Here is a 13,808-nt window from a genome sequence, read left to right on the forward strand (position 1 = left end):
ATAGGCATGAACATAATACCTGTTAAAACCCCTTTGGTTGTAAAAAAAATGTTCCCCAAATATATTTGGGACATACCTACAACTAAAAGGGTTTTATATTTAACTTTTGATGATGGTCCAACACCAGAAATAACCCATTGGGTTCTCAAAACATTAAAACAATACCAAGCCAAAGCTACCTTTTTTTGTATTGGTGATAATGTTAAAAAACATCCCGAAATTTTAAAAGATGTACTTGCCGAAGGCCACACCGTAGGCAACCATACACAAAACCATTTAAAAGGTTGGAAAACCTCAACAAAAAGATACTTAGAAAATACACTTGAAGCTAAAAAAACTATTAGCTCAGTTATTGATACTTCTATGCAAACATGTAATTTGTTTAGGCCGCCTTATGGTAAAATAACTAACAAACAGGGCAAAAAGTTACTAGCCTTAGGTTATAAAATAATTATGTGGGATGTTATTTCCTTTGATTGGGATAAAAACATCAGTAACGAAGCGTGCTTAAATAATGTAATTACAAAAGTAAAAAGAGGTAGTATTGTTGTATTTCACGATAGTGTAAAAGCACAAAAAAACATGCAATTTGCACTACCAAAAGTATTAGAACATTTTTATAAACTTGGGTTTACTTTTGAAGCTATTGTGTAAATACCTAAAACCACGTTAAGGATTGAAGTGGAAAGCCCGGAGCTTGCGAGGACTTGTAACGTAAAGCCTGACGCCGACCTTAGGAGGTGTAACGCCCTAAAAACTTTAAATATATTCTTCTATTTTACTAATTATTGCGCTGGTTTGTTGCTCGCCACTTTGGCGCCATTTCATTTCACCTTGTTTATAAATTATTAGTGTAGGTAATGTTTTAACTCGAAGCGCTTCAACTAAATCTTTGTTTTTATTTATATCAATTTTTATAACTTTTACTTTGTTGCCCATAGTTGCAGCCACATCATTTAAATTTTGATGCTGGGTTATGTTTTTGTCGTTATCCGTTTGTGTATAAAACGCAAGTAGCACCGGAATTTCAACATCTATAAGTTCTCCAAATTTCGACATAAATTAACACTTTTGTTAAACAAATATAACGATTTATAACACAATTAAGCGGGTTTTGTACCGCGTTTTAATTCTATTACAGTTACTTCTGGCCAAATACCAACGCGACCTGGATAACCCAAATAACCAAACCCTCGATTTACGTTTATGTATTGTCCCATTTGCTCGTATATACCAGCCCAATATTTGTAACGCCATTTTGCAGGGCTCCATTTTATCCAACCTGGAATTTCTATACCAAATTGCATACCGTGCGTGTGCCCACTTAGGGTTAAGTGATAATGATAATCGGCATCTATTACTTCTTCTTCCCAGTGTGTTGGGTCGTGACTCATTAATATTTTAAAATCGTTTGCTTGCACCTTTTGTACGGCTTTATTTAAATCACCAACTTTTTTAAAGCCTTTACCCCAATTTTCTACACCAATTAAAGCTATGCGTTCTCTATTTTTTTCTAAAAACTTGGTTTCGTTTAATAATAAGTTAAAACCCATGTTTTTTTGAAGTTGTTTTAATTCTTCTAGGTTTTGTGCTTTTTCTTCTTTTGTTTTCCAGTTTACATAATCGCCATAATCGTGATTTCCTAACACCGAAAAAACACCATCTTTAGCCTTTAATGTAGAGAATAAATCTTGCCATGGCTCCATTTCACTAGCTTTATTATTCACCATATCTCCAGTGAATAGAATAACATCAGAATTTTGTTCGTTAATTAAATTAACGCCATATTCTATTTTCTCTCTGTTATCGAAACTTCCGGAATGAATATCGCTTATTTGAGTTATTTTATAACCATTGAAGGCTTCTGGCAAATCTTCGAAATACAGTGTGTAATTTAATACGCGAAAACGATATTTACCACGATACATACCGTATAAAATAGAAGCTAGTGGAATAGCTGCTAAACCCAAAGCTATCTGGCTTATAAATTTACGTCTAGATGGTAAATTAAAATTGCTTTTGGTTGCAAACAATTTGTCGTAAATACCAATAACAAACCTAATTATATCTTCGCCAAACATAATAGGAATTATTATAAGGTTAAACGCTAAATAGGCAAGTAAAAAACCAAAAGCATAACTTTTTGCTGGTGTCAAAACACGACCTTCTGAAGCTGATAAAAACTGATATAAAAAATTACCTAAAACCAATAACGCTACTGCAAAAAACGCATAGTAAATCCAGTTATTTTTTACTACGGTTTTAAAGGCTTGAAAACCGTAAATGGTTACTAGTATATATAGAATTAAAAATATAATCCAACGTGTCATGCTTAATTTTTTTAGCAAAGATAACGGTAATAAAACCTAATACAGAAAGCTGTATTTCTATTTAACTAAATGTTAAGGGTTTTAAAGCCATTTTATAGTAAAGTCTACTACTTTTTGCTTAAAGTTTGTGTATGGTGGAAATAATACTTTTAATGGTGCCGACCAATAACTTTTTAAAACAGCGCGCTCGTTAGAGAAGGCTTTAAACCCAAAATAACTATGCGATTTACCTATTCCGCTATTGTTAATACCACCAAACGGCAATTCATGATTTGTAAAATGTATTTCGGTACTATTTATACAAGTACCACCAGATCGTGTATTTTTAATAACATAGTTGGTGTTTTTTTTACTTTTGCTATACATGTAAAGCGCTAAAGGACGCGCTTTTGAATTGATATAACTAACAACTTCATTTAAATTTTTATAGGTTTTTATGGGAAGTATTGGTCCAAAAATCTCTTCGTTCAGTAACGGGTTCCTTTCTGGTATTTTTGAGATTAGTGTGGGTTCAATATAATTATCGTTAGCATTATAGTTTCCGCCTTTGTGTATTATAGCTTTGTCTTCTTTTGCTGCCTCAATATAACTGGTTAATCGTTTAAAATGTTTCTCGTTTACAACGCGCCCAAAAGATTTAGATTTTTCAGGTTTTTTTGAGTAATAATTATCCATTGTCATTTTAAAAGCTTCAATAAAAGCCTCTTTTTTACTTTCGTGTACCAAAACATAATCTGGAGCTATACAAGTTTGCCCAGTATTTAGGTATTTACCCCAAACTATGCTTTTAACAGCGGTTTGCACATTAGCTGTTTCATCTACTACTGTAGGCGATTTACCTCCCAGTTCTAAAGTTACCGAAGCTAAATGTTTTGATGCCGCTTCCATAATAATTTTACCAACAGCAGGCGAACCTGTAAAGAAAATATGATTAAAGGGCAATTTTAATAAATGCTTAGAAACCTCAACATCGCCTTCAACCAAAGCAATTTCGTTTTCATTAAATACATCTTTTACAATTTTTGCCATAACACGTGAGGTATTTGGCGTCATTTCAGAAGGTTTTAAAATAACCGTATTTCCTGCCGCAATTGCAGAAACTAAAGGACAAAATGTTAAATTAACCGGATAATTCCATGGCGAAATAATTAAACAAACACCTTTAGGCTCGTATTTAATCCATGAGGTTGTACCTAACAAAGCTAATGGCGTACCTACATGTTTATTACGCATCCAAGATTTTAGATTTGAAATAGCAACTTTTATTTCTTTAATAACAAGATATAGCTCTGTTAAATCGGTTTCTATATATGGCTTTTTAAAATCGGCGTAAAGCGCTTCTCTAATATCTTGTTTATAGGTTTTCTCAAGGGCAACCTTTAATGTTTTTAGTTTTTTTATTCGTTGCTTATAATTGCTGTTTCCTATGTTAAATTGATTTTCCTTTTGTGAATTAAAAAGTTGTAAATAGGGGTTTTTCAAAGCTTATAGATTTTATTTATCTTAAAAATACAAATTGCAATTCAATTAATTTATAATCTTTACTAGATTTCGTAGTTTTACGTACTTTCAAATTCAAATAAATGTCAGATAAAAAACGCCTTTTTTTAGTAGATGCTTACGCTTTAATTTTCCGTGGGTATTATGCCTTTATAAAAAATCCTAGAATTAATTCGCAAGGTATAGATACTTCTGCCATTATGGGTTTTATGAACTCGCTTTTAGATGTTATTAAACGTGAGCGCCCAGACCATTTAGCAGTATGTTTTGATAAAGGCGGAAGTGCCGACAGAGTTGAAATGTTCGAGGCTTACAAAGCTAATCGTGATGAAACACCAGAAGCTATAAAAGTGGCTGTGCCGTATATTCAAAACATTTTAAAAGCCATGCATATTCCAATAATGGTTAAAGAAGGTTTTGAAGCCGACGACGTTATTGGAACGCTAAGTAAAAAAGCCGAAAAACAAGGTTATACAACCTTTATGGTTACACCCGATAAGGATTTTGCTCAATTAGTTTCAGAAAATATTTTTATGTATCGCCCAAAATCGTTTGGTGGTGGTTACGAAACTTGGGGCATTCCTGAAGTACAAAAAAAGTTTGAGGTTGAAAACCCATTACAGGTCATTGATTATTTAGGAATGATGGGCGATGCCAGTGATAATATTCCAGGATTACCAGGTGTTGGCGATAAAACAGCTAAAAAATTTATTAAAGCCTATGGCAGTATGGAAGGTTTGTTTGAAAACATTCATGAGCTTAAAGGCAAAATGAAGGAAAAAGTTGAAGCCAACCAAGAATTGGGGTTACTTTCAAAAAAACTAGCCACCATTATGCTTGATGTTCCGGTGGAATTTGATGAAAAAGATTTTGAAATGTGTGATCCAGATATTGAAGCTGTGAAAGCCATTTTTCAAGAATTAGAGTTTAGACGCTTAACCGATAACTTTGTAAAAACCTTTGCTTCTGAAGCTGATAACGGTTCCGCGGAAGCGAAAAAAACAGAAACTGAGGTTAAACCCAAAACAACCTCAACTGCAGGAGCTGGTCAATTTTCCTTATTTGGTGGCGATGTTAATAGTACTGATACTGAAACGAGTTCGGAATCTCACACCCGAAAAACTGCCGAAAACACAAGTCATTTTTACCAAAGCGTAGCTTCTGGAATGGCAACAAAACTGTTTATTAAAAATTTAATGAACCAAACCTCGGTGTGTTTCGATACGGAAACTACGGGTTTAAATCCGTTAACTGCCCAATTGGTTGGTATTGCATTTTCATGGGAAGTTGGTAAAGGCTTTTACTTACCTTTTCCAAAAGATAAAACCGAAACACAAGAACTTATTGAACAGTTACGTCCGTTTTTTGAAAGTGAAACCATCGAAAAAATTGGTCAGAATTTAAAATATGATATTAAAGTTTTAGCCAAATACAACATATCTGTAAAAGGCAAATTGTTCGATACCATGTTAGCGCATTACTTAATTAACCCAGATATGCGCCATAACATGGATGTATTGGCAGAAACCTATTTGAATTATACACCAATTTCTATAACAGAGCTTATTGGTAAAAAAGGGAAAAATCAGTTATCCATGCGCGATGTTCCTTTAGAAAAACAAACAGAATATGCTGTTGAAGATGCCGACATTACCCTGCAACTAAAAGAACATTTTCAAAACGAATTAGGAGAAGCCAACACACAAACGTTGTTCGATGATATTGAAATTCCGCTATTGCGTGTTTTAGCAGCTATGGAATTGGAAGGTATTAATTTAGATAAAGACTTTTTAGCATCATTAGCCGAACAACTTAACAACGATATCGCTTCACTTGAAAAAAGCATTTACGAAGCAGCTGGAGAAGAATTCAACATTGCTTCACCAAAACAATTAGGCATTATTTTATTTGAAAAAATGAAATTGGTTGACAAGCCTAAAAAAACCAAAACGGGTCAATATTCTACAGCCGAAGATGTATTAAGTTATTTGGCCAAAGACCACGAAATTATTAGAAAAATCATCGATTTTAGAGGTTTAAGCAAGCTAAAAAGCACTTATGTTGATGCTTTACCACTACAAGTTGAAGAAGCTACAGGTCGCGTACATACCGATTATATGCAAACCGTTGCAGCTACCGGACGTTTAAGTAGTAACAACCCCAACTTACAAAATATTCCTATTCGTACCGAACGCGGTCGCCAAGTAAGAAAGGCTTTTATTCCGCGAAGCGAAGACTACACGCTTCTTGCTGCCGATTATAGCCAAATAGAATTACGCATTATTGCCGCTTTAAGCGAAGAAGAAACCATGATTGAAGCTTTTAAAAATGGTGAAGATATTCACGCTTCAACGGCTGCAAAAGTGTTTAATGTTGCTATTGATGATGTTACTCGCGAACAACGTAGCAACGCAAAAACCGTAAATTTTGGTATTATTTATGGCGTTTCAGCTTTTGGTTTAAGTAACCAAACCGATTTATCGCGTAGCGAAGCCAAAGAATTAATTGACACCTATTACGAAACCTACCCAAAGTTAAAAAACTACATAAGCAAACAGGTAGATTTTGCCAGAGATCATGGTTATGTACAAACCGTTTTAGGTCGTCGCCGCTATTTAAAAGATATTAATTCCAGAAACGGTGTGGTTCGTGGCGCTGCAGAGCGTAATGCTGTTAACGCACCAATACAAGGTAGTGCCGCCGACATTATTAAACTAGCTATGATTGCCATTTATAATAAATTAGAAGCTGGTAACTATAAAACTAAAATGTTATTACAAGTACACGATGAATTGGTTTTCGACGTTTATAAACCAGAACTAGAAGAAGTTTCAAACCTAATAAAAACCGAAATGGAAAACGCTTATAAATTAACTGTTCCTTTAGACGTTGAATTAGATACTGGAAACAACTGGTTAGAGGCTCACTAAACATAAAACCATTTATGAAAACCTACAGCGCTTGTTTTATAATGTCTTTGTTTTTTTTAACTAATGCCAACGCCCAAGATATTGTAAAATTAAACAACTATTTAATTACCAAAGTTTCTATAAACCGCCAAACAGAAATTCTATCGGTAAATGAAGACATAAATAACGAGCGCTACACCATTGAAGCTACCAACGATTTAAGAACAAAACTTGCGGCAAATTATAAATTTTTGGGTTTCGGTTTTGGGTTTTCGCCACCACAAAGCGATAGGAAATCTAAGTTTCTGGAGGCTAAACTCAATGTGTTTTTAAGTAAATGGATTTTTGGTGCAAATTTTAGCAGAATTAAAGGCTTCTACGAACAAAATATTAATTTAGAAAACCTCGACCGAGACTTTCCAGATCTTAAATCTACAAGCTATAGATTTTCTGCTGGCTATTTATTAAACGACCGTTTTTCGTATAAACATTTGTTTCAGCTTAATGAATGGCAACGTGAAAGTTCAGGTAGTTTTATTCCAAGTTTTACTTACAGATACAATCGTATTTCAGATTTTATTGATGGCGATAAAGTGGTTCAGCATAATTCCGATTTCACCATATCGCCCGCCTATTATTACACTTGGTGTGTAGACCAAAATTGGTTTGTAACACCTGCTATTAGTCCTAAATTTGGTATGCGATTCTCGAAAGACGATACCAATAAAGAAACCTATTTTACCCGCGGATTTAATTTTAGATTACAATTTGGGTTTACCAACGAGCGTGTTGCTGCTGGTGCTACTTTTACTTTTGAGAGCAACAACATAAACTACCGCTCTACAAGAAGTACGATTAACGATAGAAACCATGCACAACTCTATTTTGCTTATCGATTTAATGCTCCGAAATTTTTACAACGCACCGTAGAATCTATTGAGCGTGAGTTTAGGTTGTAAATTAAGATGTAAATGAAAACTATTTTAGTTACTTGCGCTATCATTTTAAAAGATGACAAAGTTTTTGCTTTTCAAAGAAGTGAAAAAATGAAGCTACCATTAAAATGGGAATTTGCAGGTGGAAAAATAGAACCTAACGAATCAGAAATTGATTGTATTAAACGCGAAATTAAAGAAGAGCTTAATATTGAAATACATGTTAAACAGCGATTAACACCGGTAACACATCAATACCCCGATTTTAAAATTAAATTAATTCCTTTTGTAGCTAATTATGTAAATGGAAATTTAATTTTAAGAGAACACGCCTACTTTGTTTTAGCAAAAAAAGAAGAATTACTAGATTTGGATTGGGCTGAAGCAGATATCCCAATTTTAAAAGAATTTTTATCATTATGAATCAAGGAATTTACGAAGCATTAATAACACAACTTATAAATGAAAAATTAAATCTTCTTGATGATGAAAAATTTTATATAAAAAAAAATAAAATTGATAAAGAAGAAGCTTCTAGAGTTCTTTCGACACATTTAGCAATAGCTTTCAACAATGCTTTCCAGCTCATTAAAGGTAAGCCTGAATTACAAATTGAGATTTCCAATAAAATTTTAAAACTATTAAAAGAAGAAATAAACAAGCAAGATTTCGATTGCGATTTAATTGATGCAGAAGGCGAAATTCTGAAAGCTGTATTCAGTAAAGTAGATTCAAGTTACACTGATTTAGATTTAAGACTAAAAGAAATAACACCCTACACAAGACTAACACATAGCGAGTTATTTACTGGTGGGAATTCTGGTTTATCCTTAGAAAGTGAACTAAAAAAAGAAATTTTATCCGCAGATCAAATTAACCTATTAGTTTCATTTATAAAATTTAAAGGAATCATAATTCTTGAAAAAGAACTTCGAGAATTTACAGAACGAGGGGGAAAACTCAAGGTCATAACCACAACGTATGTTGGCGCAACTGATTATAAGGCGGTGCAGTTATTATCAAAACTTCCCAATACTGAAGTAAAAATATCGTACAATACAAGTAACGAAAGGTTACATGCTAAAGCTTACCTGTTTTATCGAAACTCAGAGTTTCATACTGCATATATTGGATCTTCAAATTTTTCCCGATCTGCATTAACAGATGGACTAGAATGGAACTTAAAAATTACAACTAAAGAAGTAAACCACGTTATTAATAAATTCCAAAAAACATTTGATGCCTATTGGCACAGTGAAGATTTTGAAATTTTTGATGATGCTATACATAAAGAAAAACTACAAAGTGCACTTAAGTATAGTAAGTTTAGTAAACCGCAAGAAATAAATACAACATTTTTTGACATAAAACCTTTTCCTTATCAAAACGAAATTTTAGAAAAACTAGAAGTTGAAAGAGAAACACACAATCACTATAGAAACTTGGTTGTGGCCGCAACAGGCACAGGTAAAACAGTTATTTCAGCATTCGACTACAAACGTTTTAGACAAAACAATTCTTCTGCAAAGTTGTTATTTCTGGCACATAGAAAAGAAATAATACAAAAATCATTATCTACTTTTCAAAGTATCTTAAAGAATAATAATATTGGCGAATTATGGGTTGATGGTTTAGTTCCAGATAATTTTGAAATCGTATTTGCATCCGTACAATCTGTAAAAAATCAATATAAAAACTACAACCTAAATCCGGATTTTTACGATTTCATTATCATAGATGAATGTCACCATCAAAAAGCGAATAGTTACCGAAAATTAATAGACTATTTTCAACCGAAAATTTTACTTGGTCTTACAGCAACACCTGAAAGAATGGATGGGGAAAATATCCTTGAAGATTTTGATAATAGGATTGCCGCAGAAATAAGATTACCAGAAGCAATGAATAGAAAGTTACTCTGCCCATTTCAATATTTTGGAATAACCGACAGTGTTGACTTAACGAATATTACATGGGCTAGAGGAAAATATGTTGCTAGTGAATTAACAAATTTATACACTGAAAACGATAGAAGAGTTAGTGAAGTAATTAACGCACTCGAAAAATATACTAAAGACAGCCGTGAAGTAAGAGCATTAGGTTATTGTGTTTCCATGGAACACGCTAAATATATGGCAGAAAAATTTTCACTAGCAGGATTTAAAGCCGATTATTTAACCAGCAACAATAGCAAAGACAGAGATTTAATTAGAATAAAGTTAGAAAAAAGAGAAATCAACTATCTGTTTGTTATTGATATGTTTAACGAAGGAATTGACATTCCTGAAATTGACACTTTACTTTTTTTAAGACCAACAGAAAGTTTAACTATATTTTTACAACAACTTGGTAGAGGATTGAGACTTCATGAAGAGAAAGACTGTTTAACCGTTTTAGATTTTGTCGGTAATTCTAAACCAGAATATAATTTTGAGCACAAGTTTAGAGCATTAATTGGTAAAACAAATACTACTGTAAAAAAAGAAGTTGAAGACGATTTTCCTCATCTTCCTTTAGGCTGCTCTATCATTTTAGAAAAAAAGACAAAAGAAACAATTCTTAAAAATATATCAGCTGTAACATCATTAAACAAAACCAAACTAATTCAAAGAATACAACAATTTCAAAACGAAACACATTTACCATTAACAATAGGAAACTTTAGCACATTTTATAATATTCCAATTCAATATATTTATAAAAGAGGAAGTTGGAAACGTTTATGTCAGTTAGCAGGAAAAATAGAAAATTTTAATTCGATAAACGAAAAAGATATTGTTTCAGCCATTTTAAACAAATGGATGTCTACAAATTCATTAAGTTATTTCTCTTTCATTTTAAAAATTGCAAAACAGAATTTTATGGTAAATATTTCAAATTTAAATGACAATGAAAAAACCATGCTTTTAATGTTGCATTATGATATTTGGCAGAAAGAAGGTGGTTTTGATTCTTTAGAAAAAAGCATACATCAAATAGGAACTAACCCCATTTTAGTTGAAGAAATAAAGGAAGTTTTAGAGTTTTTAATAAATAAAATAGACTTTAAAGAGCTACCAATTAAACTTCCTTACAAACAACCTTTAAAATTACATAATCGCTACACAAGAGACCAAATTTTAGCTGCATTTAAATTTAGTAGTTTTAGCAAAAAATCATCTAATCGAGAAGGAACTGCATTGAATAAAGACTTAAATACTGAATTACTTTTTATCAACCTTATAAAATCTGACGAAAACTTTTCACCAACTACGATGTATGATGATTATGCAGTAAATGAATTACTATTTCATTGGCAAACGCAAAACTCTGCAAGACCCGATAAAGGAAAAGGACTGTCCTATATAAAACACCAAGAAGAAAATAAACGAATCTTACTTTTTGTTCGTGAAAAAGCAAAAGATGAATTTGGCAACACAAAAGGTTACGTTTTCATCGGTGAAGGAAATTTAAAAGACTATTATGGTTCAAAACCCATGAGTATAAATTGGGAATTAAACGAACCTATGCCAAACTATCTTTGGAAAGATGCTGCAAAACTTTCTGTAGGATAGTGCAAATAAATTCAAAAAACACCAGATTAATTAATCATTCAAAAGCATATATTTATAAAAACATTCATCTTGAAACACAAAACTTCTATAACAGGTTATTACATCCAAAAGTCAATTTTCTTATTAATAACATTAGCACTTTTACTCGTTTTAAGCTGCTCCGAAAACATATATCAAGAATCTAAAAAAGCATATAAAAAGCAAGTCAAAACTTTAGGTAAAAGCTTAAGAAATATTCAGCCAGATTCTATAAACAATCAAGCTTTTAATGTTATAGAATCGCAAAACTTTAGTTTACGCAAGCCTAATTTCATTATAATTCATCACACCGACCAAGAAAGCTGCGAACAAACCTACCGAACCTTTGCTTTACAACGCACCCAAGTTAGTTCGCATTATGTAATTTGTGATGATGGCACCATTACCCAAATGCTTAACGATTTACTTCGCGGTTGGCATGCCGGAAATTCTACCTGGGGCAATGTAACCGATGTAAACAGTGTTTCTATTGGCATTGAGCTCGATAACGATGGCGAAGAACCATTTTCGTACGCCCAAATAAACAATTTAACTTGGCTATTAAAAAACCTAACCGAAAAGTATAAAATACCAAAACAAAACATAATTGGTCATGCCGATATTGCTCCAGGACGAAAAGTAGACCCAAGCGCTTTATTCCCTTGGAAAACCCTTGCCAAAAGTGGTTATGGTATTTGGTACGACGAAACCAAACTAGATTCAGTAGTTATCGATAGTGCCTTCAACCCTAAAAAAGCATTAAAATTTATTGGCTACAACATTAGTAATCTTGAAAATGTTATTTATTCGTTTAAGCTTCATTTTAACCCGAGTGATGTATCGAAAACACTTTCCGAGAAGGATAAAAAAATATTGATTTTACTTGAAGATGAAATTTTAAAACTTAAATAAATATTAAATTAAAGCTCATTTAATTAAAATAATTATTGCTTTGTGCTTACTTTAATTAAGAACATAAACTGATGCTTAATTTTTATGAATTTTAAGATTGATAAATTTGTTGTTGCCATAATAATTGTGGTTTTATTTGCTTATTTATTTCCCAATGCAGCAGGAGATTTGCCATTAAACACTATTGGAAGCATAGGTGTTTCGTTAATTTTCTTTTTTTACGGACTTAAATTGAGTCCAGAAAAAATAAAGGCAGGTTTAAAAAACTGGAAATTGCATGTTTTAGTTCAAGCTACAACATTTTTAATTTTCCCTTTAATTGTTTTGTGTTTTTACCCTTGGGTTAATGAAACCAACAAAACATTGTGGTTAGGCTTTTTATTTTTAGCTGCTTTACCATCAACCGTTTCTTCGTCTGTAGTTATGGTTTCTATAGCCAAAGGCAATATAACCGCTGCTATTTTTAACGCCAGTATTTCCGGTTTAATTGGGGTTTTAGTTACACCCATTTGGATGGGATTATTTTTAAACTCTAATACCGCTGATTACAGTTTAGCTACTATTTATAAAAACTTATTTTTAGAAATTTTAGCTCCGGTAATTTTAGGCTTATTACTACACAGGTTTTTAGGAAGCTTTGCCATAAAACACAAAAACTACTTAACACTGTTTGACAAAAGCGTTATACTACTTATTATCTATAAAAGTTTTTCAAAATCCTTTTCCGATGGTATTTTTAATGGTTTAGGCTTACCAATGTTGGCTGGTGTATTTATAGTAGCTGTTCTACTATTTTTTACAATTTACTTCTTAATTGGTTTTATTAGCAAGCAACTTCAATTTAATGAAGAAGATAAAATTACTGCCCAATTTTGCGGAACAAAAAAATCTTTAGTTCACGGTACCGTGTTCTCTAAAATACTGTTTCAAAATGCATCGTTTTTAGGCATTATTTTGCTTCCCGTAATGCTATTTCACGCTTTTCAAATTTTAACCATAAGCGTTATTGCCGCCAAAAAAGCAAAACATAAAATATAAAAAAAGCAGGAACTAAGTTCCTGCTTTTTTATTTGAGTGTTTAATTAATATTATGCAGTTTGCATTTTGTGCTTACCTTCGTAAACCTCTTCTACTAATTTTTTATTAAATGCTGGTAAATCTTCAGGAGAACGACTGGTTACTAAACCTTCGTCTACAACTACTTCTTGATTTACCCATTGGGCACCTGCGTTTTCGATATCTGTTTTAATAGAACTAAACGAGGTTACTTTACGACCTTTTAAAACATCGGCTTCAGCCAACAACCATGGCGCATGACAAATTGCTGCAACTGGTTTTTTATTTTCAAAAAACGATTTTACAAAACCAATGGCTTTATCGTTTCGTCTTAATAAATCAGGATTAATAAGTCCGCCTGGTAACATTAAAGCATTGTAGTTGCTTTGCGAAACTTCATCTAAAGTTTTATCTACTTTATAGGAATTACTCCAATTACCATTTTTCCAACCTTTAATTTCGCCAGATTCTAAAGACACGATATGCACATCGGCACCGGCTTCTTCAAGGGCTTTTTTAGGTTCGCTTAATTCACTTTCTTCAAATCCGTTGGTTGCTAAAATTGCAACGGTTTTTTTCTCTAAATTTTCCATT

At 32.5% G+C, this 13,808-nt stretch carries 11 protein-coding genes; 7 read left to right on the forward strand and 4 right to left on the reverse strand.

Annotated features, from left to right (window positions below; translation table 11 throughout):
- The first annotated feature begins 6 nt into the window (after nucleotides 1–6).
- Nucleotides 7–654, forward strand: a complete 648-nt coding sequence (locus PW52_RS10680) for a polysaccharide deacetylase family protein (RefSeq protein ID WP_044632945.1) — start codon at nucleotides 7–9, stop codon at nucleotides 652–654.
- A 105-nt stretch (nucleotides 655–759) separates the two neighbouring features.
- Here PW52_RS10680 and PW52_RS10685 read toward each other — a convergent pair whose 3' ends face one another.
- The 3 genes from PW52_RS10685 to PW52_RS10695 all read right to left on the reverse strand — a co-directional run bounded on the left by PW52_RS10685 (nucleotide 760) and on the right by PW52_RS10695 (nucleotide 3,812).
- Entirely contained in the window at nucleotides 760–1,059 is a 300-nt protein-coding gene (locus PW52_RS10685; protein WP_044632946.1) for a thioredoxin family protein, read from the reverse strand.
- 44 nt (nucleotides 1,060–1,103) lie between these two features.
- The gene (locus tag PW52_RS10690; RefSeq protein ID WP_044632947.1) at nucleotides 1,104–2,330 is read right to left on the reverse strand and encodes a metallophosphoesterase; all 1,227 of its coding nucleotides are present in this window, start codon (nucleotides 2,328–2,330) and stop codon (nucleotides 1,104–1,106) included.
- Nucleotides 2,331–2,411: 81 nt separating this feature from the next.
- Nucleotides 2,412–3,812 (reverse strand): aldehyde dehydrogenase family protein, encoded by a 1,401-nt coding sequence (locus PW52_RS10695; protein WP_044632948.1) that lies wholly within the window; start codon nucleotides 3,810–3,812, stop codon nucleotides 2,412–2,414.
- Nucleotides 3,813–3,913: 101 nt separating this feature from the next.
- On the opposite strand from PW52_RS10695, the gene polA reads away from it, so the two are divergent.
- The 6 genes from polA (at nucleotide 3,914) to PW52_RS10725 (ending at nucleotide 13,196) form a co-directional block, all read left to right on the forward strand.
- The gene (polA, locus tag PW52_RS10700; protein WP_044632949.1) at nucleotides 3,914–6,760 is read left to right on the forward strand and encodes a DNA polymerase I; all 2,847 of its coding nucleotides are present in this window, start codon (nucleotides 3,914–3,916) and stop codon (nucleotides 6,758–6,760) included.
- A 14-nt stretch (nucleotides 6,761–6,774) separates the two neighbouring features.
- Complete coding sequence (locus tag PW52_RS17170) at nucleotides 6,775–7,698, forward strand: DUF4421 family protein (RefSeq protein WP_082050896.1); 924 nt, start codon at nucleotides 6,775–6,777, stop codon at nucleotides 7,696–7,698.
- 12 nt (nucleotides 7,699–7,710) lie between these two features.
- Nucleotides 7,711–8,097, forward strand: coding sequence for a (deoxy)nucleoside triphosphate pyrophosphohydrolase (locus PW52_RS10710; RefSeq protein WP_044632950.1), 387 nt, complete (start codon nucleotides 7,711–7,713; stop codon nucleotides 8,095–8,097).
- The gene (locus PW52_RS10715; protein WP_044632951.1) at nucleotides 8,094–11,228 is read left to right on the forward strand and encodes a DUF3427 domain-containing protein; all 3,135 of its coding nucleotides are present in this window, start codon (nucleotides 8,094–8,096) and stop codon (nucleotides 11,226–11,228) included. The genes PW52_RS10710 and PW52_RS10715 overlap by 4 nt, the downstream gene beginning before the upstream one ends.
- Nucleotides 11,229–11,297: 69 nt before the next feature.
- On the forward strand, nucleotides 11,298–12,158 hold the full coding sequence (locus PW52_RS10720) for an N-acetylmuramoyl-L-alanine amidase (RefSeq protein ID WP_240475180.1): 861 nt from the start codon (nucleotides 11,298–11,300) through the stop codon (nucleotides 12,156–12,158).
- A gap of 84 nt (nucleotides 12,159–12,242) precedes the next feature.
- On the forward strand, nucleotides 12,243–13,196 hold the full coding sequence (locus tag PW52_RS10725) for a bile acid:sodium symporter family protein (protein WP_044632952.1): 954 nt from the start codon (nucleotides 12,243–12,245) through the stop codon (nucleotides 13,194–13,196).
- 50 nt (nucleotides 13,197–13,246) lie between these two features.
- On the opposite strand, the gene PW52_RS10730 is transcribed toward PW52_RS10725, so the two are convergent.
- Entirely contained in the window at nucleotides 13,247–13,807 is a 561-nt protein-coding gene (locus tag PW52_RS10730) for a type 1 glutamine amidotransferase domain-containing protein (RefSeq protein ID WP_044633134.1), read from the reverse strand.
- Nucleotide 13,808: the final 1 nt, after the last annotated feature.

The organism is Neotamlana sedimentorum, from assembly GCF_000943565.1.
Taxonomy (GTDB): Bacteria; Bacteroidota; Bacteroidia; order Flavobacteriales; family Flavobacteriaceae; genus Neotamlana; species Neotamlana sedimentorum.

Coding starts and splice junctions, on each gene's coding strand:
- PW52_RS10680 (WP_044632945.1), top strand. CDS start 7: ATGAACATAATACCTGTTAAAACCCCTTTGGTTGTAAAAAAAATGTTC.
- PW52_RS10685 (WP_044632946.1), bottom strand. CDS start 1,059: ATGTCGAAATTTGGAGAACTTATAGATGTTGAAATTCCGGTGCTACTT.
- PW52_RS10690 (WP_044632947.1), bottom strand. CDS start 2,330: ATGACACGTTGGATTATATTTTTAATTCTATATATACTAGTAACCATT.
- polA (WP_044632949.1), top strand. CDS start 3,914: ATGTCAGATAAAAAACGCCTTTTTTTAGTAGATGCTTACGCTTTAATT.
- PW52_RS17170 (WP_082050896.1), top strand. CDS start 6,775: ATGAAAACCTACAGCGCTTGTTTTATAATGTCTTTGTTTTTTTTAACT.
- PW52_RS10710 (WP_044632950.1), top strand. CDS start 7,711: ATGAAAACTATTTTAGTTACTTGCGCTATCATTTTAAAAGATGACAAA.
- PW52_RS10715 (WP_044632951.1), top strand. CDS start 8,094: ATGAATCAAGGAATTTACGAAGCATTAATAACACAACTTATAAATGAA.
- PW52_RS10725 (WP_044632952.1), top strand. CDS start 12,243: ATGAATTTTAAGATTGATAAATTTGTTGTTGCCATAATAATTGTGGTT.
- PW52_RS10730 (WP_044633134.1), bottom strand. CDS start 13,807: ATGGAAAATTTAGAGAAAAAAACCGTTGCAATTTTAGCAACCAACGGA.